We start from the raw sequence: 24,361 nt of genomic DNA on the forward strand, positions 1-24,361 counted from the left end.
CCTACGCCTTCGCGCCGGCGTCTGCGGCCGGGGCCTTCGCAGAGCCTGCCAGCTCGATGGTCTTCTCGAGCACCGTGCGCTGGTCGTAGCTCTCCCAGTCGACGACCTTGAGCTCCACCGGCGAGGCGGCGTCGAGCAGCTCCCAGACGGCCTGCACCTCGACGCTGGCGCCCTTCTTCACCTTGGCCGTCCTGTTCCCGTCCCTCTTCTCGTCGTAGGAGGGATGCCGGTAGGGCAGGTGGCCCTGCTTGAGCCCCACGTCGTTCTGGTACAGCTGCACGTCGGCCGCGCTGCCGAACGACCGCGCCTCGTCGGCGTTGTTCGTGAACGTGAAGTCCACCACCACGAGGTCCTTGCCCTCGCCGTCGTCGGCGACCGTCGCGCCGCCCACCTCGAGGTCGAAGCCCGCCTCGGACTCCACCTTCTCGATCCGGGAGAGATTGAGCGTCTCCCGGTAGAGCTCGACGGTCGACTTGCCGTCGACCGTCGCGGGCGCGACGACGACCTCGGCGGGGCCGTCGCCCCTGAGCTCGAAGGCGACCTGGCCTCGCCCCTCTTCTCCAGGAGCCAGGTTGCCGCCCATCGTCGGCAGCGCTCCGGGCACCTCGGAGGACAGGTAGCCTTGGGCCAGTGCGGCGCCGCCCTGCGATGCGGTCGCGCAGGAATAGCCCGCGTAGTCGGCGGGCACGCTCTCGGCGCCGTTGTTCTTGACGACAAGGTCGAGCACGAGCATCCTCTTGCCGTCGCGGCCCCCCGTCGTCCACGCGCGCTCGACGCGCACGTCGAACTCCGGGCCCGCGCCTCCCGCCGCGCAGCCCGAGAGGGCCGCCGGCGCGGCGATCGCGGACGCGAGTGCCAGGGCGGCGAACGACCGCCGCGTCATCGCTCTTTCTCTTGCCATGCGGTGCTTCCTTTCACTAGTCGGCGCGGGGCCTCGGTTCCGGCCCGCGCAGCGAGGAGCCGAACGACTCGCACAGCTCGAACGCCTTGAGCGCCATCCTCGCATACGGCAGGAGGGCCCACGCCGCATCGGTGGGGGCGACGCCCCTGCCGCTCCGGTCGAAGAGCGGCCGGCCCAGTTCCCTCTCGAGGTCGCCCACGGCCTTCGAGACGTTCTGCACCGACATTCTGTTGCGCTTCGCGGCGCCCGAGAGGCTCCCCTCGTCGCACGCGTCGGCGAACAGCCTCAGCTGCCTTATCTTCACCGGCCTTCCTCCTTGTCTGCCAAGCGCCGGGGCGCCGTTTCCGCGGCGCCTCCGGCGGATCCGCTACAAGTACGCCCCGTAGGTCGCCATGACGCCCGCGAACACGACGGCGTAGAACGCGATCCACGCCACCAAGCCGATGGCCATGCCCACCACCGAGCTCACGATGGCCGACTTCTTGACCGCCGGCGCCTTGTCCTTGTTGACGAGCCAGGCGACGAGCACGCCGATGAGCATGAGGAAGAAGCCGAGCGCTCCGTAGCCGAACTTCGCCCCTCCCGAAAGGGAGGGCATCTCCACTTGGTACTGCATAGGTTCGTTCTCCATTTGGTTCTTCTCCTTAGTTTCGTTTTTCCGATCAGTTCTCTGCGCGCCGGCGCCTAGGCGAGGATCGAGGCCGTCCAGGACAGCAGCCTCGATGCCGCGATCGCTGCGAGCACGAAGGCGTTCATGATGCAGCCGATCGCCGCTGCGCCGGCGGCTTCGTGCGCGGCCCCGACCGACCTGGATCGGCCGACGAGCCACGAAGCGAGCACGCCTGCCGCGGACAGGGCCAGCCCGAGCGCGAAGAACGCGGCCCTGGCGGCCGCCGGCATGCGCGCGGGCGCCGCCGCGGGGGCGGGCGTTTCGCGCTCGGGCGCCTCGGCCTCCTCGGGTTCCAGCTCGACGAGCAGCCTCGACTCGTTCTCCACGTCTCCTCCTCCTTCGAGGGCTCCGGGGCGGGCCCGGTCCCCGGCTATTTGCCGTCCGGAACGGCCCCGATGCGGCAGATGGTCGAGCCGCACACGGGGCAGGAGCCCTTCGCTATGGCCTTCCCGTTGCTCGTCTTCCCCATCTTCGGTTCGAGCATCTGCCTCTTCTGCTTGCACTTCATGCAGTACGCTTCAATCGACATGATCCGCGCTCCTTTTCTCCATGGTCGTCTTCCCGCCCGCCTTCGCCCGAGGGAGGCTCGTCCCCGACGAGGACGAGCCAGTTCCTGCCCTTCGCGGTGATGCGGTACGCGTTCTCCTGCTGGCCGCCGTTCGGAAGGAACCGCGGCCGCACGGCTATCATCCCCTCGTCCTTCAGGGCCCTGAGGCTGCACCTCGCGCGGCACTCGGTGATGCCGAGCGCCGCGCTCAAGGCCGACAGGGACAGGGGAATCGGCCGGTCGGCCGCGCCCGCGTCCCTCAACCGCCCGAGCACCCGGGCCTTCCTCTCCTCGAGCTCTCGCGCCGCCGTTCTCGCCATCGCTTCTCCTTTGCGTCTTCTCGTCGTCCGGCCGCTTCCTCAGCGCCGCCTCTCGCAGTACACGAGGTAGCGCTGCGCGTTGGTCGGGAAGGGGTGGCAGGTGAGCAGGGTCACGAGATCGCGCCCGGGCTGGATGAGGACGGCTTCGCGGTCCCCCGGGTCGATCACCCTTATCTCGGACACCCGGTATTCGAGCTTGCCGAACGGGTTGGCCACCTCCACCTCGTCCCCCACCTCCAACGACTCTATATCGCGGAACATGGCCGCGGTGGCCATGCCCCGGTGCCCGGCTATGACGGCGTTCGTGCTCTCGCCGCCGATTGGCGCGGACGTCTCGCCGAGCAGCGCCGCCCCCCGCGCCATGTTCTCCTCGCTCGCCCCCAGGTACACGGGCACGCGCAGGCCCATCTTCGGCACCTCCAGGTACCCGATCATGTCCTCGTCGAAGCCGTAGGCCGCGAGGTCGACGGCCGGCTGCTCGTAGGAGAACGGGTCCTTGAGGCCCGCCTGCCCTTCCTCGAATATGCGCCCGTTGTAGGCCTCGAGGTCGGCCAGCAGCCGGTCCAGGTCCTTGCCCGACGCCGACTTCCCCGCAGCAGCCGCGCCGCCGTACTCGACGTCGTAGCGGCCCACGGCCTGCTCGGCATCGGCCCGGTAGAGCGCCTGCATGGCGAACGGGTAACCGATCGCGCCCGCGCCCGCCGCGATCAGGAGCGCCGCGAGCGCGATCGACGCCTTCCGCGGGGGGCGGGGGCTCGGCCGGCGTCCGGCCGCCTTCCGCGTCCTGCTATCCAACCCGGCCCCTCCCGCTCCTCCACAGCGCCGCCGTGGCGGCGGCCCAGCCCGCGAGCAGCAGGAGCGTCCACCACGGGAAGGGGTTGCCGTACGCCTGGTCGGCGACGGTCCCCTCGGCCTCGTAGGGAACACGGGTCCCGCGCACCAGCAAGCGGTGCGAGTTGATGCCGTAGGGGGTGCAGGTGACGAGCGTCACGTGATCCTCGCCCTCGGCGCGCGCGAGCCCCGCCGTGTCGGAGGGCTCCACCACCGAGATGCGGTCCACCTCGTAGGCCAGCGTCCGCCCGTACACGCGCACGAAGAAGCGGTCGCCCTCGACCAGCTCGTCGAGGTCGGTGAACAGCCTCGCCTCCGGCAGCCCCGTGTGGGCCGACAGCACGCTGTGGGCGCCCTCGCCGCCGATGGGCAGCGACGTCTGGGGCAGGTGCCCGACGCCGAGCCGGAGGGCCCGCTCGCTCGTCCCATGGTAGACGGGCAGCTCCACGCCGATGGACGGGATGGACAGGTAGCCCATGATCCCGTCGTACACGTCGAGGATGCGAGGGTACTCCTCCGCGAGCGACCCCGACCCGTTCTCGGGCGGCGCGGCGCCCCCGTCCGAGAACGGGTCGGCGGGCGTCGCAGCGGCGAGCCCCTCGTTGTAGGCCTGCGCGAGCGCGAGCTGGTCCTCCTGCTCCTGCGAGGGGGCCTCCTCGACCGCCTGCAGGTACGTGCGGACGCTCGCCTGCTGGCCCTCCCGCGCCTGCCACTCCGCGAGCGAGGGGTAGGCGAGGAGCGCCGCCCCCGCGAGCAGCAAAAGCGAGACGGCGAGGTCGGCCAGGCGGCGCCCCGAGGGGCGCCGCCCGGCCCGGGCGCCCGCGCCCTGCGGGCCCGGCCGGACTGCGTTCGTTGCCTGTTTGGCCGGTCGCCTCACGGACGCGCCCCCTCCGGCCTACGCGGCGTCGCGCTTGCGGGAGCGCGCAACCAGGTAGAGGCCGCCGCCGATGAGCAGGATGCCCGCCGCGGCGAACGGGATCACGCCCATGCCGCCGGTGATGGGCAGCAGGAAGGCGTCCTCGCCCTTCATGGTGTTGGAGATGGTCTTAAGCACGTCATAGGATCCAGTGCCCGCATCCTTCTCCACCGTGAACTCGGTGTAGGTGCCGTCTGCCGGGGCCTCGTAGCCGGCGGGCGCCTTGACCTCCTTCAGGTAGTACGTGCCCTCGGCGAGGTCCGCGTAGGCGATCTTGCCGTTGGCGTCGGACGTCTGGGTGCCGAACGCGGCGACCTTCACGTAGCTGCCGTCGGCGGCCTTGGTGTAGAGCTCGAACTGCGCGCCGGCGAGGGCGGCGTTGTCCTTCTTGTCGACCTTGGTGAGGTCGAGGTCGCCGAAGCCGATCTCGGGATCGATCGGCGGGTTCGGGCCGGGGCCGTCGGGGTCGACGGGGTTGGTGCCCGAGTCGCCGCTCACCGTGGCGCCGAGGGAGTTCGTGTAGTCGACGTGCGCCTGGTTCGGGATCGGGTTGCCGTCGATGGTGACGATCTTCGTCTGGAACTTCACCCAGATGGAGTCGCCCGCGGCGACGGCCATGCCGTTGAGCGCGGCCGCGTCGATGGTCCAGGTGACCTTCGCGCCCGCTATCGCCTCGGTGAAGGCGACCGGGGTTGCTGCGGCCTGCGTGGCGCCCACGCCGACGGTCGCGGAGTTCGCCACGTAGGCGAGGCGGGCGTCGATCGTGTCGCTGACGACGAGCTTCTTGCCCGTTGCGTAGTCCTCGGGCACGCCCACCTTCACGTACCAGTCGACCGTGTCGCCCACCTGGGCGCCGGGCTCGACATGCCCGCCCTTGTCGACGGGCGGGGCGCCCTCGACGGTGTTCTTGGGGTACACGTGCACCGTGCTCGCCAGCGTGCCGTTGATGTTCATGGGCAGGCGCACCAGGAACGGCGCGGCCTTCGTCGCGACCGCGGCGTTGTCGGTCTCCTCCACGTAGTACAGGCCCTCGTCGAGGCCGGTGAAGCTCGCCGTGCCGTTGGCGGCCGTCGTCTCGGTGCCGGCCGGGGCCGCGCCGGCGCCGAGGTAGGTGCCCTTGTCGGCGGCGACCTTCTCGGCCGTGATGTCGACGTCGGCCTCGTGGCCGGCGACGACCTTGTACGCCTTGAACTCGACGTTCTCGAGCGGCTGGGCCCCCGTCGGGGGCGTGATCTCCGTGCCGTCGCCGGCGGTGCCGCCGGTCCAGCTCGTGTCCTGGTACTTGTGCACCTCGATGCCGAACGTGCCGGCGCCGAACGCGGCCGCCGGCAGCATCAGGCAGGTCATGGCCGCAGCGAGCGCGAATGCCGCCGCCCGCTTCGGGAGCGATGATGATCTCATCATGCGATCCTCTCCTTCGTATAGTCGTTCCGTCTCTCGTTCTTGCCTGCGGCGCCTTCGGGGGCCGCAGGCCTTCAATGTGATCGCCGGGTCGTCAACCTCCTCGACGGGCACCACCTCCTTCAAGGCGCTTAGGCGCGGCCTAGCGGCGACGGGGGAGGTGGTTGCGGCGCAGGTGCAACGCGAGCGCCGCTCCCGCCATCATCGCGAGCCCAGCGAGCGCGAAGGGCACCGTGCCCGGCCCGCCCGTCACCGGCAACACCGTCGGGTCGGAGATGGGGCCGGTCGCGGAGTAGCCCGCGTTCACGTGCGAGACGTCGACCTTGCTGAGCGTCACCGACGCCTCGCCGGTCGCAGGATCGAATTTGGATGCGCTAGGATCGCCGGGCGCGCCCATTTCTACGAGCTCGTAGCGCGAGGAGGGGGCCTGAGCCGTCAGCGCGTAGTCGCCATGGCTCGGGACCGCCAGGCTGTACTTGCCGTCCGCGCCCGTCGTGGCGGACAGGACGGCGCCCGTCACCGCGTTGGCGGTGGAGACCGAGACCCCAGCCAAGGGGGAGCGGTCGGCCTCGGGGGCCGCCGGCTCCGCCGCGGCGGCTGCAGGCTCCTGCGACCAGGCGTAGCCCGTGACGAGGAAGTCGACGAGCGCGAAGGAGTTTTTCGCACCGTACGCGCCCTCTCCGCGGTACCAGTCGGTCGCGTCGCCGAGCTTGAAGTTGTAGTAGATACCGGAGTACGCCATTTTATCGCCCGTCTCCGCCTTACGGTCGCTCGTGTAATGGACGACAGGGAAGCGCTTCTCGCGCGCCGCCATCTCGGGGATCGCGATGCGAATCATGGTGACCTGCGACCAATCGGATATGGCGGACTCATCGACGTAGGTGCCCTCCGCGCCCCCGGTCAGGTCGAAGGACGGCGTGTCGTCGATGCAATACGTGACCACGGCGTCGTCGCCCGCGTCCGTGACCGGGCCGGTCAGGTTCTGCGAGTAGTCCGACGGCGCGGTCTCCTTGACGCCGAGGTTTCCGTCCTCCTGCTCCTGGTACCGGGCGGACAGCCCGGCCTTCGGCACGGGCACGTACGCGATCCAGTCCTTGGTGGCGCTGTCGACGTGCGACACCAGCGACAGCTGCTGCCCGAAGTCGCTATCGTCGTGCCCTTCGACGTCGGAGCCGAGGGCCGCGTCTGCCGTCGCGAGCGCGCTCGCGCCCACCTCCACCAGCTCGAGCACGTTCTGCTTCGCGGACATGGATGCCATGTAGAGCGGCGTTCCGACGGGAAGGCCCAAGTCGCCCGCCGCGTCCGTCGTGGTGTTTTCCAGCACGACGGGCACGAAGCCCTCGTCTGGCGCCCCGGTGCTCGCGTTGAAGTCAGCCCAGATCTGAACGACCGGCACCTTCCCCGAGCCGGGGTTCGCCATCGGCTTGACGCGCAAGTCGAAGGAGTACTCGAACGCTAACGGCGCAGAGTAATTGGCTTGCGAGTAGAACGTGTAGTCTGGTATTTCCACCTTCAGCACAATATCGCCGTCCGCAGTGAAGTAAGTTGTCGCCACTGCGTCTTGGCCCACCACCCGCATCGAGGCTGCCTCATATGCGAAATCCTTGTCGATTTTGAAGTAATACGTGGGCGACTGCACTTTGTAAGCACCGGCATACTCCACAGAAGCGCTCAAGTAGCCCGAGTACGTGAAGGTGTCTCCTTGGTAGACGCTTGAGGATTTGGTCGAGCCAGAAGCTGCGAATCCCATGATCTTCGCCGTTGCCTTGTTGTAGAACGAGGCGCTTTCGCCGGCCCTGTCGTACGAAGTCGAGTTGGCTGCCGAAAACATCGCCTTCACCGGGTAGCTGGTCGGCTCGTCGGGGAAAGGCTCGTCGGGGTTCACGAAGCTCCACGAACGGTCCGACATGAGGAGCTCGACGGTCACCGCGGATTGAGGATCGAACTGCTTGCTGTCGTTCATGGGCACGAACTTAAGAGAAGTCAGGTACTCCCCTTCTTGCAGACCAAGATCGATATTGTCGCGATAAGGCTCGGACAAGCGGGGAGCAGGATCCAAGTTGGTCGTGTACTGAACGACATGGGACTGGGTAAGAAAGCCCCCGCTCACCCGCACTTTGCTTACAAGCGCCAGGACGCGCGGATCGGTGCCGGAGAGATCGACCTCCATTCCCTGGTAGAGAAGTCGCTTGCTATCGGCGTTTTTGGCGAATTTGATTCGTGCGATCGGGATATTGTTTACATGGCCGCTACCAGAAACCGGGTAGTCATCTGGGCAGTACGTGAACCACGACATGTCCTCGACCGATAGTATTTGCTGGTCGACCGCCTTGTAGAAGCGCGTGCTAAAGGCATAGGTTCTATTGTTTGAACCCGGGGCAGTCCAAGTAAAACTCGTATAGACGGTTTTCCCATCCAGATCCGTTTCCGGAGCAGAGGGGAGGCTTCCGGGCACAACAGCTTGAGAGTTCAGGGAAATGCTGTCGGCAAGGTTTCTGCCGTCGAGCGTTTCGAAGCTAAAAGACAACGCTGTCAGGTATTCCCCTTCTGGAACGTAATCCTTCATAGAGACGGTAAGACCCCAAGGGTTGCTAAGACCTGCATCGGATGCCTTTACCGTGCCCGTCGTGCCTGCGTTGGTGGAGTACTCGACAACGGCCTCTTTCAACCTGGAGGTAAAGGTCAACCGATCCACCACACCCAAGATAGCCGGATCGTCGATCGTCACCTTGAGATCTTCGTATGTCTTTGTATAACCGGAGCCGAGAAACCTAAGGTCTCCGATGCTTTGCGACGACAACCCGATCCCAACGTCAAACACCGAGCTCCGGATGGCCAGATCGTCTTTTGGAGCTGCGATCTTCAAGGAGAAGTTGCCCGTTGACGATGGGACGGATTCCGTTAGGGAGGTGAGCGAGTAGTTGCAGTACACCGTTTTGTCGGGTACGGCGGTCCCGTCCGGATACACTGAGCGAACGTCCATGGCGAAGCCCCAGGCCGTAGGCAGGGAGTTGCCATTCCCGAAGACGGGGCCGCGGTATTTTGCCTGGACAACCCATTCGTCATTGGGGTCCAGACTCGGAACTGCATCCGCCTTGATGCTGTTCCCTTTGTTCGTCACGTACGTCCAAGCGCCGCCGTACGCATCCGACGCCGCCTCTTTCAGTACCACTTCGACGGGGAAGTCGATGACCGCCTCGGCCTGCTTGATCGCGATGTTGGGATATGCCTGGGTAAACGTGAGTCCCATGGTGCCGGAGATGCCCGTCTCCCCCGCCATCACTTCCTGTTTCCATGGACGAGAAAAAGAGAACGCACGTTGCGCAGCAGCCGGAACCGAAGTATCCAACGTTAGCTTTTTGTCAAAGCTCCACGTTGCGCCAGCGTCGGGCACCGACGATTGGAAGCCCATGTCGGACGATGACGAATACAGCTCCTCCGAGAACATGGCGCCTGTGGACAACGGCTTCAGGGAGAACTCCATTTTCAGAACCGCCGAGCTGTCTTTGCCATACGCGTGGTCGAACATGAAGTAACCGCTGCCGGAGCTCGTATTCGGTCGATAATAGTAGTACTCGCTATCCGAGGTGACGGGCTCAGCCCCGGTTACACTCGCCATCCCGAGAACATCTCCTTCCGCAGAGACGAGAGAGCGGGGCACGGCGATTCTGAAATCTGCATCATGGGCGGTATAGGCCCTCTTCGTGACGGTCAAGGAGTAGGAGACCATAGGACGACTCGATGTCGACACGTCGCCCCAAGACTTGGCGGCATTGTCTATGGCGAAGGAGTATTCGGCCGGGGCGAACTTGGCGGTCTTGAAGTCGAGGTAAGAAGAGCCGACCGGCTCCGCGCCGCCGGCGTTCGTATACGAGTCCAGGGCGAATCGCTGCACCACGTCGGCGGCGCTCGCCATATCGTAGATCGCCTCTGCGTTCTGCAAGACCACGATGTCGAATGCCACGTCCACCGAAACGTCGTCGCGCAGCTTGACCGTGAGGGTTTTCGAATCCTTGCTTTTCTCTATCGTGCCGGACTCGAGGGACGTCGGCGCCGTGGTTATGCTGAAGCCGTCGGGGGTCTTCACCGTGAACCACCTGCCGGACTGGCTGGGGTCGGGGCGGTAGAGGACCGAGAGCCTGATGTCCGTTTGCCCGGCAAGACCCGGGAGGAAGTTCTCCGGGTCTACTCCGGCGTCGATGCTCGATTGGGCGAGCCTGACCTCTGTGTCGCCGAGCGCCAGGGTCGAGGCGCTCTCCATGGCGTCCGCGCTCCCCGATTCGGTGCCTGGCTGGGCACTCGACTCGGCAACCGGCGCGTCTGATTCGCCCGGACCCTCGATATTCAACGAAGGCTGATCCGGCGTCGGAGAATCAGCCTCCGACTCAACAGGCTGGGAGGTCTCGGCTCCTTCCGAAGAACCGTCTTGCGCGGCGCGCGCGCCCTCTGCGTTTTCCGCAGTTGTTGCAGCGGGGGAGTCCGCTGCGTACGATAACTGCACGGGAGCGGCGAGCGCAAGGGCGAGCAGGACGGCGAGCGCAGATCTGGCCGCCATGCTCGGCGAAGGCCGCTTCCTCCTTTCGCTAATCGTTACTGGCCCCATAGCCACTCTCCTTTCCTTTCGACGGTCCTAGTGTGTTCGTAACGCAGGCATCGCGCGAGCCGAGCATTGCGGCGGGCACGGAAAAGTCGTCAGAGGCAGTCGGGCCGTCCCGGCCGAGCATCAGCCGCTCAAGCGTCGCCTCTCGAAGGATTTCGTCCATGCGAAGGTCGACGAGGGCCAGGGCCCGCACGGCGGAATCGAGCCTTTCGGCTCCTCGCCTGGAGACGGGGTCCGAAACGAGCTTCCGGCGAGAAGGAGGGTCTTCGGGGCGGACGCAGGCGACGGCGTCTCTGCGCCCTTCCATGGCTGTCACGATGTCGAAAAGGGAGGCGTTTTCGGCCGATCCCGGCAAGCAGTAGCCTCCCGCATGCCCTCGAATCGAGTCGATCAGGCCGGCTTGGCGGAGCTTGGAAGCTGCTTGCGCGACGGAAGCCGCAGGTATTCCCGTGAAGGCGGCTATGTCCTTGGCGCTGCGCATGCCGCCGTAGGAAGCGAGGCATAGGGCGATGAGCACTGCGTGCTCGGTTGTCGTCTTCATAGCGCTGCCCCGGTCTTCCCCGGGCTGCTACATAATGTCGATTATGTAGCAGCCGGAATGGGTGCGAAACGCCTCGGCGTTAAGAGCGTGCCGTTTCGAGGTTTGGGCAAAGGCATTTTTGCGCAGAGTTGCCCACCTCGATCGCCGAAGGCGAAGCAGCGATGGCCCCGTTTAGAGCCGGGGTCTAGTTGGCGTGCCCGAAGGCGGGAATTCACGCGTTGCCGGGCGCGCCTGTAAGGCTCCCGTTGAAAAAACGTTTTCTATTTGTCTAATCTTTTGTTATGATGCCGGTAGCTTATATTTCGCCAAGGGCGCTCCATGGCGAAAAGACATGCGAAATTCGAGCGGGCTGCTACATAATCGACATTATGTAGCAGCCCGCTCGTTCGTCAGGCCACAAGGCCCAGATGGGCCAGCTGCTGCCGGCACTCCCTCCCGGACGTCATGGTGTATATCTTGGTGGTGGCGAGGCTCGAGTGCCCGAGCACGTCGCTCAGGGCGCTGATGTCCTTGTGGGCCGAGTAGAACGTGCGGGCGAACAGGTGGCGCAGGTTGTGCGGGTAGACCTTCGCGGCGTCGACGCCGGCCGCCTCTCCGAGCGACTTCATCCTCTTCCACACGTAGGTGCGGTGCAGCGCGACGCCGTTTTTCGAGCGGAACAGCGCGCCGGAGCGGATGCCCTCCCGCTCGGCCAGGGCCTCGAGTCCCGATTTCAGCTCCTCGGGTATCCACGCGATGCGGACCTTGCCCTTCATGTTGATGCTCACGAAGCCGTCGGCCAGCGCCTCCGCCGTCACGAACTTCAGCTCGCCGACCCGCATGCCGGTGGAGCACAGCGTCTCGAGCATGAGCTTCGCCTTGCCGTCGCCCTGCTCTTCTGCGGCCGCGAGGAGCTCGAGGTAGTCGTCCCTCGTGAGCTCCTCGCCGGTGCCGAGGTACGTGCGCCTCTGGATCCTCAGCTGCTTGATGGAGAGCTCGGGCTTGCCGAGGAACTTGAAGAAGCTGTTGGCGGCGGCGATCATGGAGTTGACGCTCGCCGGGGCGTAGCGCTCCACGAGGTCGGACTTGTACATGAGCGCCGACTTCTTGCTGAGGCTCGGCACGGGGGACGAGGACACGAACTCGAGCAAGCGCCGCACGTCGCGGGTGTACTTGCTGACGGTGTTGGGCGCCAGCTCGCGCTCGACGAGCCAGTCGCGGTACCTGCCCAGCAGGACGTTTTGGAACAACCGCGGGATTAGCATGGGCGACCTCCTTCTGTCGGTTTTTCGCGGCACCTGGGAGGCTACATCTTCGAGGACTTCGGGCCCCGTCGCGCGACGCGGGGTCTTATCTTTCGCTACCGGAACTCCACCGTTCGGTTACCGTGTCGGCCAGCGGCCTTGCGCCGACCCTCACGTGCACTTTAGCTCACGATCGGATTTGGCCGAACCTTTATATTCTTGTTAAATGTCGGGGACGGCTCGGCGGTGTTTACCGTGCGGCCCGCTGACTGGCGATCCCTTTTGGCTGCGCCGGTGCTGGGCGAGGCGACTTTCTCTCGCATTTGGGCGCTGTTCGCAGGATGGCGGAGCTAAACTTCAGGATCGCGCCTCTGCCCTTGGAGGAAGGGGACGAGCGAGGAGGGGAGCCCGCAGGCGTTTGCCGACGCCTCTACCGAGTCGCCGTCCTCTCCGAAAGAGCCCCGCATGAGGAAATCGAAGGCCGCCGCAGCCCGCGGCACGTACTCCTCGGCAACGTCGTACGCCCACGAGAGGGCTGCCGCATCGACAAGCTCGCCGGCTATCTTGACGAGCACCATCTCCCCGTCCACGGTCAGGCGGTTGAGCTTCGGGATGTCGTTTTCGTCGGCGATCAGGAAGCTCCAGCCGTCGCGCCTGCGGGCGACGGGGAGCCCCGTCGGGCCGGGCTCCTCTTTGTATGCCGGGGCCGCCTCGTAGTAGTAGGACCGCAGCCACAGGCTCTCGCCGTTCACGTCGGCAAGGTCGAGCGTGTAGTTGGTCAGCAGGTTCCCGGGCTGGGGGACGCCGTCCACCAGGTGGTCGGTGTCGAACACGTCGATGCGGCCGCCCGCGTAGTACGCCTTGAGGATCATCTTCCCTTCTCCTCCGTCCTGCCTTGCCGTTGCCTGGAGGCCTGCGGCAGGTCGGAGCGGGAGCCCCGCCCGGCCTCTGCGCTTCCTCCGCCGCCCCGGGCGCCCCTCGCGCTCGCCGGCTTGCGGGGGCGGGCCTCGGGCCTCCGCTCCGGGAGGATGCCCGCCGCCCTCGCGTAGCCGGCGATCGCGGCGGCGTCCCGCAAGCCCGCGGACGGGTTCCGTGCGGCGAACGCGTCGAGGTCGGCGAGGCTCGTCGCCCTCGATGCCTCGATGAGTGCGACCGTATCCGACAGCAGGCCCAGCTCCTCGAGGTTGCCCACCTCGACCGCGCGCCGGGCGATGTCGGCCGCCTTGCGCCCGCCCTCGCCGGAAAGCCCGCCCATCCCTCCCGCGCGCAGCATCGGCTCGAGCCGCTCGCGACCGTAGGACAGCCCGAGCCGCTCCCCGCTCACGCGGCGCGTCGGGTGCTCCGCGAGCGCGTAGACCCAGTCGCGGCGCGGGGCCTTCGGCGAGTTGTCGGAGACGGTCACGCCCAGGGAGGCCAGGATGCCCCTGAACTCTTCCTCGCTGCGCGCCGCGGCCCGCGCGACGCGCACGCGGGCGCGGATGTCGGCCGTCCAGGAGTAGTCGCCCCGCCCGAGGATCTCCTTCTCGGCCCGGCGGGCGTATTCGCCGCGGTACGTCGCGGGCCGGGCGCGCGGGCTGCGCCTCTCCGCGCGGGCGGCGACGCCCTCTGGCTCGGGCGGCTTGAGGGCGCGAAGCCCCCTCTCCTCGGCCATCCTCTGGAGCGACGCGGCGAGCGCCTTCGGGTCGGGGTCCTGCAGGCGCCGGCCCGTCTCCAGGTTCGTGTTGTTCACCACCACGTGCGCGTGCGGGATGCCGTTCTGGTTGTCGTCGTGGTAGACGACGGCCACCTCGTGGTCGGCGAAGTGCTCGGACGCCCACGCGGCGGCGAGCTCGCGGAGGGCCTCGAGCGAGATGCCGTCCCTCGGGTCGGGCGACACCACGTAGTGCTTGTAGGTGCGCACGCGCTTCCCACGCCAGGGAAGGTCGTTGCCGAAGGCGCGGCGCGTGGAGTCCATGGCCCGCGCCCAGTCGAGGGGCCGGCCGGGCTGCTCCGGGCCGGGAGCGTCGATGTTTATGAGGTCGGTCGCGAGCGCGCGGTTCTTCTTGGTGAGGTAGCGGAAGATGCCGCGGGCGGAGGTGTGGCCGGAGATGGTCTTGAGCATCGGCACGGCGGATCACCGCCCGAGGAACGCGAGCGCCGATTCCAGGAGCGCCGACGTCTCCTCGCGCAGCGCCGAGACGCCCGGCTGCATGGCCTCCAGCTTGAGGCGCGCCCGCTCCAGCTCCTCGAGGACGTCGGCGGCGTCCATGTCGTTCGCGCGCAGGTAGTAGGCGATGGCGTTGAGCGCGTGCACGGCCTGGTTGTAGTGGTGTCCCCATCGGCGCATCTCGCGCGCGAGCTTCGCGGCGGTCGCGCGGTCAACCACGACGAGGCGCGGGCCGTCCTCGATCGCGTCGGCGGGCAGCTGCAGCAGGCAGCGGACGAGGTCCGAGAGCGTCATGCCGAGCGAGGACGCGAGCGCCTTGGCGCGGGCCGTCTCGCCTTCCGACGCCCTCACGTGGATCTGCTTGGGGTGCCTCTCCAAGGTCGGCGCTGCCTTTCGCTCTCGCGGGTTCCCGCTTCTCCAGGGGCGCGGGGCATCCCCCGCCGAAGCATAGCCGAGCGCGAAGCGAGGCGTGCGATCCCAGGGCCGGAACGGGGACGCCCGTCCCCGTTCCGATGACGACGGCCCGGCCCGCCCGGGCGGGCCGCCCGCCGGGGCCTGCCCCGAGCGGCTGCGAAGATCTATTCCGTGGACTGTGTACACGGAATAGGCCTCTTGCTTGGCTTGGGATCAAGTCGGACTATAATTAGCCACACCATAAGGTTTTGAGAGAAGGCGCCATGATAAAGAGGGTATTGGTACGCGGGTTCCGCATTCTCCGCTACTTCGAGTGGAAACCAAAGGCTGGTGTCAACATCATCGTTGGCGACAACGCTTCTGGAAAGTCAACGATTCTAGATGCCATCGAGTTGGCGATGCGCTGTCGATTAGGCGGATCAAAGGCCGTTGAGTCGCTTGACCCTCATTGGTTCAACAAAGACGATGTAGACGACTTTTACGACTCCATGAGAAAAGGAGATGGAACCGTCAAACCTCCTGCGATACTCATAGAGCTCTATTTTGAGAAAGACCGTGGCGATATCGCCCATCTTCAGGGTGCAAACAACTCCCTAGAAGAAGATGCGCCGGGAATCGCTCTATCGATCACCGTCGACGACGACCTGCGTGAAGAGTTCTACTCGGTTGCACGTCAAGACGAACGCAAGGAACATCTTCTGCCAGTCGAGTACTACTCCGTCTCGTGGCGATCGTTCAGAGGAGCACCTTTGGCAAAAACGCCCGATTCGGTGGCATGCTTTCGCGTCGATGCAAATCCGGCTCGTTCAGCGTATGTCGTAGATTATTACGCAAGGAACACCGTAGATGCCCACATTCTTGACGAGGAGCAGCGCAAAATTGCACGTATGTACCGCGATCTTAAGCAAAGCATCGATGAGGAGGTTTTGAGCGGCATCGTCGAAGATGACGACGAGGGGATAATCGAAGGGATAAGCTTTCAAATGGACCAGTCTTCACGTTCGGACTGGCGTAATTCCGTGACGATACAAAAGGAAGGGCTACCTCTATCGCTAGCTGGTCGAGGCGTGCAGGTCGAGGCGAGAACGAGGCTTGCCCTCAAAAAGGCAGCATCGAAGAAAGTGCTGCTCATGGAGGAGCCTGAGAATCATTTGTCGCATACCAGTTTGACAAGGCTCATGGGGCTGATAGAGTCCCACCTGTCTGGCCGACAGCTCTTCGTCACAACCCATAATGCATTTGTCCTCAATAGACTAGGCCTCGATAAGTTAGCGCTTCTTTCCCAAGGTTGCTCGCCGCGTTGCATCGAAGACCTGAGCGACGATACCGTCGCCTACTTTCGCAAACAAAGCGGCGTCGATACTCTCAGAATAGTACTTGGAAAAAAGATCGTTCTAGTCGAGGGCCCCTCCGACGAAATGATATTCAACTGGGCTTACGAGATGAAGCATTCGAGCGATCCCCAGAGCAGCGGCATCGACGTTATCTCCTATGGTGTTCGAGGCAAGAGGGCATTGGAGTTAGCCAGCGCTTTGAACAAGGGACCCGTTGCTGTTTTGAGGGACAACGACGGCAAGCCGCCGGAAAAGTGGAAGAACGATGCCAAACCGTACTTGAACGATCGCAGGCGCATGTTCGTTGGCGAAAACATCGACCTTAAGTCCCTTGAGCCGCAGATGGTCGCAGCGAACGAACGCAACCTGGCAGCATTTGCAAAACTAGTGGGGTTCGATGGCGTTCCGAATTCTTCTGAAATTGTCGATTACATGAAAGACCATAAGACAGACTGGGCTTGGGCCTTTGTTTCGTGCAGCTCGCCCGAAAAAGACAATATGGTTGCTCCAGAATATATCGCAGCCGCCGTGGAATTCATCAGCCAAGATGAATAAGGTTCTGGTCGCTGTCGCTGGCGCAGGTAAGACGCGAAGAATTGCAGAGGAAATCTCCTCGAGCTGCAACCGGAAGCGAATCCTCGTCCTTACATACACGGAAAGAAACCAGCTTGAAGACGCAAACCGAATCGCAATGGCCAGTGGCCGCACGAACGAACATCCCTGCGTTATGGGGTGGATGGCCTTTCTCCTCAACCAGATAGTCCGACCATATCTGCCACTTCTATTCCCCGATGCACAGTTGCGTGGGCTGGGCGTTAGCCCTCAGACCTTTCAATACCTCGGGGGCGCTGATCGCTATTTCAACAAAGAAGGGGATGCGTATCCGGGAACTTTAGCGAAGCTCGCAGTTGAAGTCATAAAAGCAGCAAGGCAAGCACCACTCCGGAGGCTTGAGTTGCTTTATGATTTGATATACATCGACGAAGCGCAAGACCTGAGAGGAAACGATCTCGAGATTGTGAAAATGCTATTCAAGTCACGAATCGAGACGACGGTCGTGCTTGATCCAAGGCAGTCGGTCATCGCAACGTCGAAGCACGACACCAAGCACAAGCCTTATAGGGGCATCAAGGCTCTTGGATTCTACAAACGGAAAGAGATGGAAAAGCTTTGCACTATAGAGAACCTGAATGAGACTCATCGATTCGTTCCCGAGATAGCGCGGTTGTCCGATGCCATAATCAGGGAGATTGCCGCCTTCCCGGAAACAATATCCCATGTGGAATGCAAAGAAGAACATAGCGGTGTATTCGTGATCCCAAAGGACGTTGTCGAAGAGTACGCTTCACAATACGGTGCGACCGTTTTGCGCTGGAATAAGATGAGCGGCGTTTTTCAGGGGTCAACTGTCGCCAATTTCGGAGAATGCAAGGGAATGCAGTGCGATCACGTTGTTGTGGTTGCCACCAATACTATCAACGATTTTTTGCTCAAGGGCAAGGTTCTCGCTGAGGAAAGCGCCTGCAAGTTTTACGTTGCTGTCACGAGGGCGCGATTCAGCGTGGCCCTAGCTGTCGACGACCCTGCAAAGGTAATCGCTACCGTAAATGAGAGGCATGCGTTCCCGGACGTGCTTTTTCAAATTTGGAGTCCGTAGATGCATAAGCCCTCCGGCCGGGGCCGGAGGGCGCGCCCCTCGCGGGGCCGGGAGGTCTAGGCGGCCTCCGTGAGGGTGCGTTGGGGGATGTCGGCGTACATCGAGTTGATGTGATGGCGGATCATGGCGCGGCCGGTTCCGACGATCGCCATGTCGATGTCGTCGAACCGGATGGGTGCGTCGGCCACGTCGTGCTCGGCCAGGTAGGCCAGGGCGACCCGTTCCCGGCCCCAGCGGTCCAGGGCGCCGCGCCCCTCGGCGGGGAACCCGCCGGGCCGGACGCTCACCCTCGCGAACACGAGCGCGGCGCCGTCCCGGGCCACGATGTCCGCCGTGCCGGCCTCGCTTTTCCAGCCCGTCTCGAGGACGTCGTAGCCTCGATGCGAGAGAAAGCGGCTTGCGGCTTGCGTGGCGCTCGTCTTGACCTCTTCCATGGTTGACCTCCTAAGTCGTTCGGCCGGCCCCTTCGGCCCGCCTCGTGGCCCGGATGCCGCCGGGGTCCGCGCGGGCGCGCAAGGGGGGAAGCGAAACCCGGAGGGCACCGAGTTTCCGCGAGGCGTCGGCGAGGTTTTCTTCTCGCGGAAAGTTTTCGCGGCCCTTGCGCGCCCGCGCGGTTCTCGGCGAGGATGCGGGCTTCGAGGCGGGAAGGGACGGCCGGTTCGGGAGAGGACGCGCGGAGAAGAGCGGCGAAGAGAAAGCCCGCCGGCCGAACAGGGGCCGACGGGCTCGCTTGCGGGAGTCGGCAGGGCCTCACGCCCTCGGCTTGATGCGGGCCGTGGCGCCGCGCACGTAGTTGTTGGGGTTCCAGCTGAAGTCTCCGTCGTGGTCGTACCAGGCCACGTAGGGCAAGTCCGGGTAGGTGACGCCCTTCCTGCCGTCCGGCAAGTCGACCCACACGACGATGCGGTTCCCGTCAGGCTGCCCGAAGCCCACGACGGGGAACGCCTCCCACTTATCGCGCACACTGTCGCGCAGCCACACCTCGTCGCCCAGCCGCAGCTCGCCCACGGGAACCTCCACCGAGTCCAGGAACCCGCCGAGCCGCAACCGCTCCGGCATGGCCTCGTCGAAGGCGCGCAGCATCTCGTCGAAGTCGTACACCAGCTGCTCCTCGCAGCCGGCGCTCTCGTGGATGCGGTCGACGATCTTCCAGCCCTCGATGACGTAGATGCCGTTGTCGCCGGGGTCCATGCGCCTGTCGGTGGTGTACCTGCCCAGGCCGAGCGAGAGCGATCCCCCGAAGAAGTTTCCCATCACCTGGCACAGGCGCGCCCAGCCGTAGTCGTCCTCGCTCGGCGGGCAATAGCCTTGCAGCTCGCAGTACCTGAGCAGCGGGCCCACGGTGTCGCGCCCCCCGTTCCAGTGCAGGTAGAGCCCGAACTTGCGCTCGCGCGTGGTGATGACGGCCTGATTTCCCATGACGATCTCCTGTCGTTTCGCGGCGCCCCTCCTTTTCCGGGGCGCCTCCTTGGGGATGCGTCCGCCCGGGGTCGTGTCGGGGAGCAAGGGGAGAAGCGAAAACCGCAGGCCTGAGCTTCCGGTCGCCTTAGTGGTTTTCCAGCGGAAGGTTTTTCGCGTCCCTTGCGCCCCGGCGCGGTTCCGGGCAGCATGCGCCCGAGGTGGTGGCCGGGGAAAGGAGGGGCCGAGCTGGGAGGAGCGCCGGGGAGGGCGGGCTTCGCCTTGCGCCCGAGAAGCCGCGTCGCCGTCGGGGAAGGAGGCCGCCCGCAGGCCGGGGCGGCCTCCCGGCAGGGAGCGGTCAGGCCGCCATCGCCACGGGCTCGATCACCTCGTCGGCGTCGAACGGCGGCTCGTCGTCATCGGGGCCTTCGGGCCAGGCCTCCTCGGCAACGTCCTCTCCCTCGCCCTCCTCGGCGAGGAACCCGCGCAGGCGCTCCATGAGCTCGCGCTCGTCGGGCGTGTCCTCGAAGCCCGCCGCGGCCAGCACGTCGTCGTGGAAGGACGTGAACGAGAGCAGGTCGTCCAAGTCGTAGGCCCACGGCTCGTAGCCCTCCCTCAGGACGTGGCCCGAAAGGCACGGCACGCATTCCGGCACGGTGCGCATCAGGACGAACTGGTCGAGCGCCTTGCCCCTCGGCTCCCTGAAGCCGGCCCAGGCGTCGTCCGGCTCGCACTCGTAGCGCGCCTCGAACGCCTCGTGCGCCCACTGGCGCAGCTTCGCATGGCCCTTGCCGGGGAACTTCGGCCAGGCCGTCTTCACGAACTCCAGGACGTGGTCCTGGTAGGCGTCCATGACCGCCGCGCGCTTCATGAACGCCTCCTCGGCGGCGACGTCCTCGGCGCTCGGCTCGTGCACGTGCTCCGCGTCGTCGCAGTAGTAGCTTGCGCGAGCCTCCCCGAAGTAGGTCGCGCTCACCACCGCGACCATCCCGTCATGCCCGCACTCGCCGTCGCACCAGTGCATGCCCTCGGCGTCGGAACGCTCCACTACGCGCACGCCCTCGGCTGCGAGCCTCTCCGCGAGCTCCTTCTTGCTCGCGCGGCCGCGCGCCTTGCGGCAGACCTCCATGCGCTCCCAGTAGCTCTTCTTCGAGAACACCGCCACCACGTCGTCCTCGGTCAGTACGTCGTCGTACTCGCCGATGAGCGCCACCGCGTCGAAGTCCAGATTCACGGCGTCCACCGGCACCAGCTTCGAGCCGCGCACGTAGGCCTCGGCCTTTTCCTCGTCGATGTCGGCGCTCACGGCGGCGTCGGCCACCGGCACGCCCAGCGCGAGCATCGTCTGGACGCCCTGGCCGCGCTCGGCCTCGGTGAGCTCCTTGCGGTGGTTGTTCTCGGCGTTGAGCACTTGCGCGATGCGCGCGTCGTCCCAGCCGTCCATCACGTAGGCGTCGGCCTCTTCGAGTTCGAGCTTCCTCATGGCCGCCGTCCGGCGGTGCCCCGCGACCAGCTGGTAGGCGTCGCCGTCGGCAACCACGATGAGCGGCGTGATCTGCCCGTTCACCTCGATGCTGCGGGCGAGCCCCGAGACGTCGCCCAGGTCCTTGCGGTTCTGGTGCTTGCTCTCGATGCACTGGGCGAGCGGGATCTTCGTCGTCTCCATCTTTCTGACCTCCTGTTCGTTTCGCCCCGCCCCCTCTGGGCGGGCCTTGCGGCCCGTGCTCCGGCCGGGGTTCGGGAGGCGCGCAAGGGAGGAAGCGAAACCCGCCAGGGCGCAGAGTTTCCGGGAGGGCATGGATGCGGCTGCATCCTGCCGGAAAGTTTTCGCGGCCCTTGCGCGCGGCCCGGTTCCCGGCCGAGCATGCGGGCTCCAAGGACGCCGGGGGCGGGGCGAGGAGGAGGTCGGGGAGGCGGCGAGAAGGGCGCCCGTTCGCAGGCGCGTCGCACGCTTGCCTTGGAACCGCTGCGTGGGCTAGAGTCGGATCGGTGGCATCGAGGGAGGCGAGGACTGTCATGAGGAAGTCCAGAAACAGGAGCCGGCGTTGTCGACCACGCCGCTCGCGAAAACGCCGCTTAGATGGGAATACGGAGCTGATGTCTTTGCGCGTCCTCTACGCTATGAGCAGGGTCACAATCGGTCTATGACGGTTGAGCCCCAATGCAAATGAGAATGTCAAAAGTAGTACAAATACGCTATACTTTTGACATGGCGAAGATTGACGAAATATACGATGCGGTGGACGACTTCGGGCTCATCACCTCTGCCGAAGCGAGGGATCTTGGCGTGTCGAATGCGGAATTGACCCAGCTGGCTCGGAGGGGAAAGCTCCAGCGCGTTGCCCGAGGCGTCTACAGGATGCCAGTTTGGCCCTACCAGGAAGCATCCCCTTACGCCATCGCCGTGAAGTCCGCCGGTCCAGACGCGTACCTCTACGGGGAGTCGGTCGTGGCGCTTCTGGGTCTCGCCCCCATCGATCCAGGGCGCATGTGGGTCGCATCTCCCAGCAGAGTGAGAAGGCGCCTCGGCGAGGGCGTGCAGGTAATCGGGCGTCGACCGAGGGAGCAGGTCGTGCGCTACGAAGGCGTGCCATCCCAGCCCGCGGCCGATGCCGTCAAAGAGGCTGCCGGGACGATGGGACCTTTCCGCGCCCGACAGGCGGCCGAAGAGGCCGCGCGCCTGGGGTACCTGACGCAAGGCGAGAAGGAGAGGCTCGTGGAGGAGCTTGAGGCATGAAGAAGAAGCCGAGCAGCATGCGACATTTGGACGACGCCATCCGGAGGGCGTGCGGCGGATCGCCCGAGGAGTACGTGAGGATGCGCACCCTCGTGGCGAACGTCGTCGTCTCGCAGATGCTCCCGGACGGCGTGGTGAAAGGGGGAAGCGCCCTCAAGATGCGCTTCGGCAACGCGGCGACCAGGTTCACCACCGATCTTGACACCGCCACGGCGACCGATCCGGGGGTTTATGCCGAGAAGCTCGCAGCGACGCTCGCGAAAGGCTGGGAGGGATTCACCGGCCGCGTCATGCCGCGCGATCCGGCGCATCCCCAAGGAGTCCCGCAGGAATACGTGATGAGGCCCTTTGACGTGAAGCTGTCGTACAACGGCAAGCCCTGGTGCACGGTGCCCTTGGAAGTCGGGTACAACGAGATCGGGGACGCCGAGGCTGCCGACTGGGTAGAGACGGAGGACGCTGCCGGCGCGCTTGTCGAGATGGGCTTTCCCGCACCCGGCAAGGTGCCGCTCATGCCGCTCGTCCACCAGGTCGCGCAGAAGATCCACGCTGTCACGGGCGGAGGCGACCGCGTCCGCGACCTGGTGGACCTCCAGCTTATCTCGGCCAACGCCGAGCTCGACCTGGCCGAAATCCGGCGGACGTGCGCGAGGCTGTTCGCCTACCGCAAGGCGCAAACGTGGCCCCCCGTCGTGGCAAAGGGCGAAGGCTGGGACGCGTTGTACGCGGCGCAAGCGGCGGACCTTCCCGTCAAGCCGGGCATCGACGAGGCGGTGGCTTGGGCGAACGATCTAATCGAGAGAATAGAAAGCGCGGGGCGCTAGCCTTTTCATTTTCAAGCGGATCTTCGGAACTCTTCGGAACTCTTCGGAACAACGAATCGCCAGCAAGTTATCAGCGCAAAAGATGCGTTGATTCAATTCGACTTGCAGTTCAGCCGCTCTAACATCCCTTCCATCGAGGTGATCATCCAATCGATATGGACTTTTTTCATCTTGGAGGCTGGGGTTATATTGCGTATGAGTTCAACGGATTTCTGAAGCCATTCCTCAGTTCCCTCGAATCGTCTTATGGAAAGCATTCTCTCTTCGAGCCCTTGAAGGAAGACCCTGAGGGCAACCAAGGAACCGACGCTGCTGGACTTCACGCAGGCGACAAACAGATCTTCAGGGAAGAGCCTGAAATCAAAGTGGTCGCTGCGCAAGCGCTCTTCCATGAACTCGGCGAGATCCGATCCGGAATCGGGCGAAGACACATCTATCGACTTTTTCATCTCGTCAGAGGCGCAAGCGTCGTATCGATCGAAGGTGTCTTTTTTCAAGGCACGCACAGCTTCGACTCCTTTGCCCCCTCCCTCGAAGAACGCGCAGCTCCATGAAAAGTCATCTGAGCTGATCAGGCGATATGATTCCATGATATTTGACGAAAGAATCTCATCCGCAAAACGTATGGCATCGTTCCAAGTGTCCTCGTCGACAAACCCCCAAGACTCGAGCAGAGACAGCGCACATAGGCTTTTGGGGATGTTCGATACCCCCAGTTGTCTGAATTCGAGAGCTTCGAGAATGGAGCCTTTGGCTTTTTCCGCATCGTCATCGTCTATGCGAGACCCGAACACCACGTCTTGTGCTTCCAATGCTCTTTGCTCTCGTAGGGTTTGAGGATGGTACTTGTTCGCGTAATCCACCAGCTGCTCGCTCATTACATCCAGATCAGGGCTCTCGGCCTTATCAAAATACTGCCGGACGAAAGGCAGCAGGGAGAACTTCTCGAAATTCTCTTTCTCGACTTGCCTATTCAAGATATCAGCGAAAGACTCACGCTCATCATGACCTTCAGAGGGCATGCTCGGATACACCCCTTGAGCTACCGAGCAAACGAAGCCCCAAACATCACGCAGTGTGGATTGCTTCCTTGCCATATCGTGACTCTCATCCTTTACGAAGCTAGTGTCGGCAATAAGCGCAACCAGATCCGTGGCTTTCAGAAGGGCTCGGGCATTGCGGAAACCGCGTTCTTGTAGCGTTCGGACAAGCTCTTGGTTGGCATTAAGATCAGAGGGATAGCGGCTCAGGGCGTTGCCGAGAAGACTGTGCGCCAAACGCTCGACATCGGGCGTGAATTGGCAGACAGGCCAGATCAGCTTTTCCATAATCTCTTTGGGGATAGCCTTGGCGGGTTCTTTATTGTTCGCAACGAGCAGAACCTTCCTCTGCTGTCCTTCAACCAGATCGTTGATTGCCCCGAAGAGCTCGTCATCGCATATCTTGCCGCGACGCTCCACGTCGTCGAATACGATCAGGCATCTCTTTCCGCACATCAAAGACGCCATGAGCTTGGGAGATGCGCTATAGCTCACGCCTGTTTTCCCAACAACCTTTTTCAGTTGCTTTTTTACAGAGGAGATGCCGGCTTCTTTGGCGAACTTCGCCAGATCTTCCGACCTTTTTCCAGTTGGATCGCTTTCGATGGACGCGTACTCATTTACGGCTGATTCCACGACACGGTTGAACAGCTCGTCGGAGCTGGCAACCCCGAACAAAGACACCCTGATGACTATATAAGGGTTTTCTATGCCTTCGAGGTTCGGCTTCAAAACTTCTTTGACGAACCTTGTTTTCCCAGTGCCCCATTCCCCATCGATTAGAACCGCATGGCGGCTGTGGCCATTCAGTATGTATTCGCGAACGACTTCGAGTATTTCCCATTCCGTAGACATGCGACT

23 protein-coding genes are annotated in these 24,361 nt (G+C 64.2%); 4 read left to right on the plus strand and 19 right to left on the minus strand.

From position 1 onward, the window contains the following. Nucleotide 1: 1 nt before the first annotated feature. The 15 genes from C1A15_RS02090 to C1A15_RS02155 form a co-directional block, all read right to left on the minus strand. On the minus strand, nt 2-901 hold the full coding sequence (locus C1A15_RS02090) for a DUF5067 domain-containing protein (protein ID WP_180952968.1): 900 nt from the start codon (nt 899-901) through the stop codon (nt 2-4). Nucleotides 902-917: 16 nt separating this feature from the next. Next, a complete protein-coding gene (locus tag C1A15_RS02095; RefSeq protein WP_180952969.1) occupies nt 918-1,205 on the minus strand; it encodes a LysR family transcriptional regulator in 288 nt (95 codons plus the stop codon). A 63-nt stretch (nt 1,206-1,268) separates the two neighbouring features. Next, nucleotides 1,269-1,532, minus strand: a complete 264-nt coding sequence (locus C1A15_RS02100; protein WP_101721043.1) for a hypothetical protein — start codon at nt 1,530-1,532, stop codon at nt 1,269-1,271. 53 nt (nt 1,533-1,585) lie between these two features. Next, a complete protein-coding gene (locus C1A15_RS02105) occupies nt 1,586-1,897 on the minus strand; it encodes a hypothetical protein (protein WP_101721044.1) in 312 nt (103 codons plus the stop codon). 44 nt (nt 1,898-1,941) lie between these two features. Beyond that, nucleotides 1,942-2,100 (minus strand): DUF5679 domain-containing protein, encoded by a 159-nt coding sequence (locus tag C1A15_RS16935; protein WP_180952970.1) that lies wholly within the window; start codon nt 2,098-2,100, stop codon nt 1,942-1,944. Continuing rightward, nucleotides 2,076-2,438 (minus strand): hypothetical protein, encoded by a 363-nt coding sequence (locus C1A15_RS02110; protein ID WP_101721045.1) that lies wholly within the window; start codon nt 2,436-2,438, stop codon nt 2,076-2,078. Before C1A15_RS02110 ends, C1A15_RS16935 begins: the two co-directional genes overlap by 25 nt. A 39-nt stretch (nt 2,439-2,477) precedes the next feature. Then, nucleotides 2,478-3,233, minus strand: coding sequence for a class C sortase (locus C1A15_RS02115; protein WP_101721046.1), 756 nt, complete (start codon nt 3,231-3,233; stop codon nt 2,478-2,480). Beyond that, nucleotides 3,226-4,146 carry a class C sortase gene (locus C1A15_RS02120; RefSeq protein ID WP_101721047.1) on the minus strand — a complete coding sequence of 307 codons (921 nt, stop codon included), beginning with the start codon at nt 4,144-4,146 and terminating at the stop codon, nt 3,226-3,228. Before C1A15_RS02120 ends, C1A15_RS02115 begins: the two co-directional genes overlap by 8 nt. A gap of 18 nt (nt 4,147-4,164) precedes the next feature. Beyond that, nucleotides 4,165-5,589 (minus strand): SpaH/EbpB family LPXTG-anchored major pilin, encoded by a 1,425-nt coding sequence (locus C1A15_RS02125; RefSeq protein ID WP_101721048.1) that lies wholly within the window; start codon nt 5,587-5,589, stop codon nt 4,165-4,167. Nucleotides 5,590-5,728: 139 nt separating this feature from the next. Then, the gene (locus C1A15_RS02130; protein WP_146001792.1) at nt 5,729-10,189 is read right to left on the minus strand and encodes a carboxypeptidase-like regulatory domain-containing protein; all 4,461 of its coding nucleotides are present in this window, start codon (nt 10,187-10,189) and stop codon (nt 5,729-5,731) included. Continuing rightward, nucleotides 10,170-10,727, minus strand: a complete 558-nt coding sequence (locus C1A15_RS02135) for an RrF2 family transcriptional regulator (RefSeq protein ID WP_101721050.1) — start codon at nt 10,725-10,727, stop codon at nt 10,170-10,172. Before C1A15_RS02135 ends, C1A15_RS02130 begins: the two co-directional genes overlap by 20 nt. Nucleotides 10,728-11,116: 389 nt before the next feature. Then, a complete protein-coding gene (locus tag C1A15_RS02140) occupies nt 11,117-11,971 on the minus strand; it encodes a tyrosine-type recombinase/integrase (protein ID WP_101721051.1) in 855 nt (284 codons plus the stop codon). 329 nt (nt 11,972-12,300) lie between these two features. Continuing rightward, the gene (locus C1A15_RS02145; RefSeq protein WP_245864877.1) at nt 12,301-12,822 is read right to left on the minus strand and encodes a hypothetical protein; all 522 of its coding nucleotides are present in this window, start codon (nt 12,820-12,822) and stop codon (nt 12,301-12,303) included. Continuing rightward, nucleotides 12,819-14,051: a relaxase/mobilization nuclease domain-containing protein gene (locus tag C1A15_RS02150; protein ID WP_101723654.1), complete on the minus strand. Its 1,233-nt coding sequence runs from the start codon at nt 14,049-14,051 to the stop codon at nt 12,819-12,821. Before C1A15_RS02150 ends, C1A15_RS02145 begins: the two co-directional genes overlap by 4 nt. Nucleotides 14,052-14,063: 12 nt before the next feature. Beyond that, nucleotides 14,064-14,474 (minus strand): hypothetical protein, encoded by a 411-nt coding sequence (locus tag C1A15_RS02155; protein ID WP_101721052.1) that lies wholly within the window; start codon nt 14,472-14,474, stop codon nt 14,064-14,066. A gap of 299 nt (nt 14,475-14,773) precedes the next feature. Between C1A15_RS02155 and C1A15_RS02160 the strand changes: the two genes are divergently transcribed. Both C1A15_RS02160 and C1A15_RS02165 read left to right on the plus strand, forming a co-directional pair. Beyond that, nucleotides 14,774-16,399 (plus strand): ATP-dependent nuclease, encoded by a 1,626-nt coding sequence (locus C1A15_RS02160; RefSeq protein ID WP_101721053.1) that lies wholly within the window; start codon nt 14,774-14,776, stop codon nt 16,397-16,399. Beyond that, nucleotides 16,392-17,501, plus strand: coding sequence for a UvrD-helicase domain-containing protein (locus tag C1A15_RS02165; RefSeq protein WP_101721054.1), 1,110 nt, complete (start codon nt 16,392-16,394; stop codon nt 17,499-17,501). Before C1A15_RS02160 ends, C1A15_RS02165 begins: the two co-directional genes overlap by 8 nt. A gap of 56 nt (nt 17,502-17,557) precedes the next feature. Here the strand turns inward: C1A15_RS02165 and C1A15_RS02170 are convergent, their stop codons facing one another. The 3 genes from C1A15_RS02170 to C1A15_RS02180 form a co-directional block, all read right to left on the minus strand. After that, on the minus strand, nt 17,558-17,935 hold the full coding sequence (locus C1A15_RS02170; protein WP_101721055.1) for a YraN family protein: 378 nt from the start codon (nt 17,933-17,935) through the stop codon (nt 17,558-17,560). Nucleotides 17,936-18,251: 316 nt separating this feature from the next. Beyond that, a complete protein-coding gene (locus C1A15_RS02175; RefSeq protein WP_101721056.1) occupies nt 18,252-18,920 on the minus strand; it encodes a hypothetical protein in 669 nt (222 codons plus the stop codon). A 337-nt stretch (nt 18,921-19,257) separates the two neighbouring features. Next, complete coding sequence (locus C1A15_RS02180; protein ID WP_101721057.1) at nt 19,258-20,565, minus strand: ParB/RepB/Spo0J family partition protein; 1,308 nt, start codon at nt 20,563-20,565, stop codon at nt 19,258-19,260. Between the two features lie 543 nt (nt 20,566-21,108). On the opposite strand from C1A15_RS02180, the gene C1A15_RS02185 reads away from it, so the two are divergent. Next, complete coding sequence (locus C1A15_RS02185) at nt 21,109-21,636, plus strand: type IV toxin-antitoxin system AbiEi family antitoxin domain-containing protein (protein WP_101721058.1); 528 nt, start codon at nt 21,109-21,111, stop codon at nt 21,634-21,636. After that, on the plus strand, nt 21,633-22,460 hold the full coding sequence (locus tag C1A15_RS02190) for a nucleotidyl transferase AbiEii/AbiGii toxin family protein (RefSeq protein ID WP_101721059.1): 828 nt from the start codon (nt 21,633-21,635) through the stop codon (nt 22,458-22,460). Before C1A15_RS02185 ends, C1A15_RS02190 begins: the two co-directional genes overlap by 4 nt. 92 nt (nt 22,461-22,552) lie before the next feature. On the opposite strand, the gene C1A15_RS02195 is transcribed toward C1A15_RS02190, so the two are convergent. Further along, nucleotides 22,553-24,355, minus strand: coding sequence for a P-loop NTPase fold protein (locus C1A15_RS02195; protein ID WP_101721060.1), 1,803 nt, complete (start codon nt 24,353-24,355; stop codon nt 22,553-22,555). Nucleotides 24,356-24,361: the final 6 nt, after the last annotated feature.

It is taken from the genome of Eggerthella timonensis (genome assembly GCF_900184265.1).
Lineage (GTDB): Bacteria > Actinomycetota > Coriobacteriia > Coriobacteriales > Eggerthellaceae > Eggerthella > Eggerthella timonensis.